The sequence below is a fragment of the Bradyrhizobium sp. genome, from assembly GCF_019242285.1.
Classification (GTDB): Bacteria; Pseudomonadota; Alphaproteobacteria; order Rhizobiales; family Xanthobacteraceae; genus Bradyrhizobium.
Map to the genome: position 1 here is coordinate 1 of NZ_JAFAVV010000470.1, position 3,783 is coordinate 3,783.

Consider the following 3,783-nt stretch of genomic DNA (forward strand, 5'->3'; position numbering starts at 1 on the left):
CGAGAAGGTGCGCGAGGGCATGAAAGGTTCAAGGAACGAGGTCGAGATCTATCCCGGCACCCATCACGGCTTCGCATTCCCGAAGCGCCCGGTCTATGACCGCGACGCGGCCGAACGGCACTGGGAGCGCCTCCTGGCACTATACCGCCGCAACCTGTCCTCGTAGCTCGAGGTGCGATGACCTCCCTCTTCATCGACTTTCCGGTATTCGATCCGGTCGCGATCAAGCTCGGGCCGATCGCGATCCGCTGGTACGCGCTCGCCTATATCGGCGGCATCGTGCTGGGCTGGATCTATGCGCGCTCGCTGTTGAAGAACGAGCGGCTGTGGGGCGGGCCGGCGCCGATCTCGCTCGCCCAGCTCGACGACTTCATCCTCTGGGTCACCGTCGGCATCATCCTCGGCGGCCGCACCGGCTATGTGCTGTTCTACAACCTGCCCTTCTTCCTCCAGAACCCCGTCAAGATCTTTGAATTGTGGGAGGGCGGCATGTCCTTCCATGGCGGCTTCATGGGCTGCGTCATTGCGGTGATCTGGTTCGCCCGCAGCAACAGGGTGCCGATCCTGTCGCTCGGCGACATCACCACCGCGGTCGGGCCGATCGGTCTGTTCCTCGGCCGCATCGCCAATTTCATCAATGGCGAGCTTTGGGGGCGGCCAGCGGATCCCTCGCTACCCTGGGCGATGGTGTTTCCGAGGGGCGGGCCGGTGCCGCGCCATCCGAGCCAGCTGTACGAGGCCGGCCTGGAAGGCATCCTGCTGTTTGCGGTACTGACTGTCATGATCCGCTTCGGTGCGCTGAAGCGGCCCGGTCTCATCCTGGGCAACTTCATCGCTCTCTACGGCGTGGCCCGCATCACCGGCGAGCATTTCCGCGAGCCGGACCCGCAGCTTGGCTTCCTGTGGGGCGGGCTGACCATGGGCATGCTGCTCTCTGTCCCGATGGTAATTGCCGGCGTGATCATTATTGTATGGACCTGGAGCCACAAGACTTCCCCCGAGCTGACGCAGACGAGCGGGGCCGAGTAGTCAATTCTTTTCAAGGCAGGTTGTGACCGAATTCTCGCCGCTGCTGTCGGAGATCAGGAAGCGGATCAAATCGTCCGGTCCGATGCCGGTCTGGCGTTACATGGAGCTGTGCCTGATGCATCCGCAGCACGGCTACTATGTGTCGCGCGATCCCTTGGGGCGCGAGGGGGATTTCACGACCTCGCCCGAGGTCAGCCAGATGTTCGGCGAGCTGCTCGGGCTGTGGACAGCGTCGGTGTGGAGGGGGATGGGCTCGCCTCCCGTGCTCCGGCTGGTGGAGTTCGGGCCCGGCCGCGGCACGATGATGGCGGACGCGTTGCGCGCCTTGCGGGTGCTGCCGCCGCTCTACCAGCTCCTGAGCATCCATCTCGTCGAGATCAATCCGGTGCTGCGCGAGAAGCAGAAGGCCGCGCTCTCGACCGCGCGCAACCTTACTTGGCATGACAGCTTCGACGAGGTGCCGGACGGCCCGAGCATCATCCTCGCCAACGAGTATTTCGACGTGCTGCCGATCCACCAGATGGTGAGGCGCGAATCCGGCTGGCACGAGCGCGTCGTCGAGCTCGACGATAGCGGCGAACTGGCGTTCGGCGCGGCACCCGAGCCCACCCCGCGTTTCGACGTGCTGCTGCCGCCGCTGGTGCGGGCTGCCCCGGTCGGCGCGGTGTTCGAATGGCGGCCCGATACCGAGGTCATGAAGGTCGCAGCGCGGGTGCGCGACCAGGACGGCGCCGCGCTGATCATCGACTATGGGCACATCCGCAGCGATGCCGGCGACACCTTCCAGGCCATTGCCAGGCACAGCTACGCCGATCCGCTCAAGGCGCCCGGGCAGGCCGACGTCACCGCGCATGTCGATTTCCAGGCGCTGGCCCGCGCGGCCGAGGCCGTCGGTGCACGCGCGCACGGGCCGGTGACCCAGGGCGAGTTCCTGAAACGGCTCGGCATCGAGAGCCGTGCCCTGACGCTGATGGCGAAAGCGAGCCATGAAGTCTCCGAGGACGTCGCTGCCGCACTTCAGCGCTTGACCGGCACGGGACGAGACGCCATGGGATCGATGTTCAAGGTGCTCGGCATCTCCGCCTCGCAATATCCCTCCCTGCCCGGGCTCGACGAAGAGAAGCCGGCTGGAGCCGCATGATGTTGTCATCGTCCCTGCTTTCGGCCGTTCCCGGACTTCGCCACGCCTTCTTCACCCGCGAGGGGGGCGTATCCGGCGGCATCTATGCCGGTCTCAATGGCGGGCTCGGCTCCAAAGATGATCCGGCCCATGTGCGGGAAAATCGCCGCCGCATGGCGGAGCACATGGGCGTTCCGTCCGAGCATCTCGTCTGCGTGCACCAGATCCACTCGCCGGACGCCGTCATCGCAACCGGCCCCTGGGAGGGCCCGGCGCGACCGAAGGCGGACGCGATCGTCACCAACAGCACGGGGCTTGCGATTGGCGTGACGGCGGCCGATTGCGGGCCGGTCCTGTTCGTCGATCCGAACGCCGGCGTGATCGGCGCGGCGCATGCCGGCTGGAAGGGCGCCTTGACCGGCATCATGGAATCGACCATCGCCGCGATGGAAGAACTCGGCGCCGAACGCGGCAGCACGATCGCCGCCATCGGTCCGCTGATCCGCCAGCCAAGCTACGAGGTCGGCGGCGAGTTCGTCGAACGCTTCATCGATCACGACGCGAACAACGCGGTCTTCTTTCTCCCCTCCGAGCGCGACGGCCACGCGAAGTTCGACCTCGCGGGCTATATCAGGCTTCGCCTCCAAAATGCCGGCATCCTGATGATCGACGATCTCGGCGTCGACACCTATGCCGACGAGCGCTTCTTCAGCTACCGTCGCTCGGTGCACCGGAAAGAGCCGGATTATGGCCGCCATGTGCACGCGATCGCGCTCGCTCCATGAGCTGTGCCAGCGCGGAGCAGTTTTACGATCGTATTTAACTTTTTGGTTCCTCCTGTGGCCTCGCGGCCCTAGACGTTAAGATGTTTTAACGATATCGCCCCCTGTCATGAGGGACGCGTCGACCACCCTGCTCCAGGCAAGCCGTATCGTGCTGCGCGTTGTCGCCGGTGTGCTGCTACTGACCGCGGCCTGCGCGCTTGCCGGCTGTGCCAATGGGGGCTCGACCAGCGGCGCCTATGCCATGGCCAGCCCCGCAGCGAGCGATGGCGCGACGATCGCCTTCGAATCGATCGACGGGCCGCCGCCGCAGGTGTTCGACCGCCTGGTCGGTATCCTCGACAGTGAGACCAAGCTGCGCAACCTGTCGATCATCTCGCGCGAAGCCCCCGCGGCCTATCGCGTGCGCAGCTATCTTCAGGCCCAGGTGGTCCATGGCCGCACCATGATTGCCTGGGTGTGGGACGTCTATGACCGCGACCAGCAGCGGGCGTTGCGGCTGTCCGGCGAGGAGCCGGCCGGCAAGGGCGGCCGCGATCCCTGGGCCGCAGCGGACGACATGGTTCTGCGCAAGATCGCGCAAGCCGGATTGAGTGGTCTCTCCAACATGATCAACGGCACCCCGGCCGACAGCCGCTCGCCAGCGGTGGCGCCGGACAAGCGCGGACCCGCGGTTGCGAGCGCCAACGCGCCGGCCTCGCCGGACGACAGCTTCACCGCCCTCGGCTACACTGATCGTTAGCCTAATCCCCGGGGAAATCGGGGATTTTTGCCCGGGAAAATCGGGACAGCGGGTTGCCAGCCGCGCGGACTCCCTGATATTCCCTCGCCCGTAGAAGCAAGCCGGTTCTG

Annotated in this window: 5 protein-coding genes; all 5 read left to right on the top strand. The window is 65.8% G+C overall.

The window, feature by feature from the left end:
* Nucleotides 1-166, top strand: a 166-nt coding sequence (locus tag JOY90_RS18540) for a dienelactone hydrolase family protein (RefSeq protein WP_291692571.1), incomplete at its 5' end; no start/stop codon positions are given.
* Nucleotides 167-177: 11 nt separating this feature from the next.
* Nucleotides 178-1,029 (top strand): prolipoprotein diacylglyceryl transferase, encoded by an 852-nt coding sequence (lgt, locus tag JOY90_RS18545; RefSeq protein WP_291692567.1) that lies wholly within the window; start codon nucleotides 178-180, stop codon nucleotides 1,027-1,029.
* 22 nt (nucleotides 1,030-1,051) lie between these two features.
* Nucleotides 1,052-2,170 carry an SAM-dependent methyltransferase gene (locus tag JOY90_RS18550; protein ID WP_291692568.1) on the top strand — a complete coding sequence of 373 codons (1,119 nt, stop codon included), beginning with the start codon at nucleotides 1,052-1,054 and terminating at the stop codon, nucleotides 2,168-2,170.
* Nucleotides 2,167-2,934: a peptidoglycan editing factor PgeF gene (gene pgeF, locus JOY90_RS18555; RefSeq protein ID WP_291692569.1), complete on the top strand. Its 768-nt coding sequence runs from the start codon at nucleotides 2,167-2,169 to the stop codon at nucleotides 2,932-2,934. Before JOY90_RS18550 ends, pgeF begins: the two co-directional genes overlap by 4 nt.
* Before the next feature lie 106 nt (nucleotides 2,935-3,040).
* Complete coding sequence (locus JOY90_RS18560) at nucleotides 3,041-3,673, top strand: hypothetical protein (protein ID WP_291692570.1); 633 nt, start codon at nucleotides 3,041-3,043, stop codon at nucleotides 3,671-3,673.
* Nucleotides 3,674-3,783 lie beyond the last annotated feature (110 nt).

Bases quoted from the DNA above. Each gene is read 5' to 3' on its own strand.
- JOY90_RS18560 (WP_291692570.1), top strand. From the start codon at position 3,041: ATGAGGGACGCGTCGACCACCCTGCTCCAGGCAAGCCGTATCGTGCTG.
- pgeF (WP_291692569.1), top strand. From the start codon at position 2,167: ATGATGTTGTCATCGTCCCTGCTTTCGGCCGTTCCCGGACTTCGCCAC.
- lgt (WP_291692567.1), top strand. From the start codon at position 178: ATGACCTCCCTCTTCATCGACTTTCCGGTATTCGATCCGGTCGCGATC.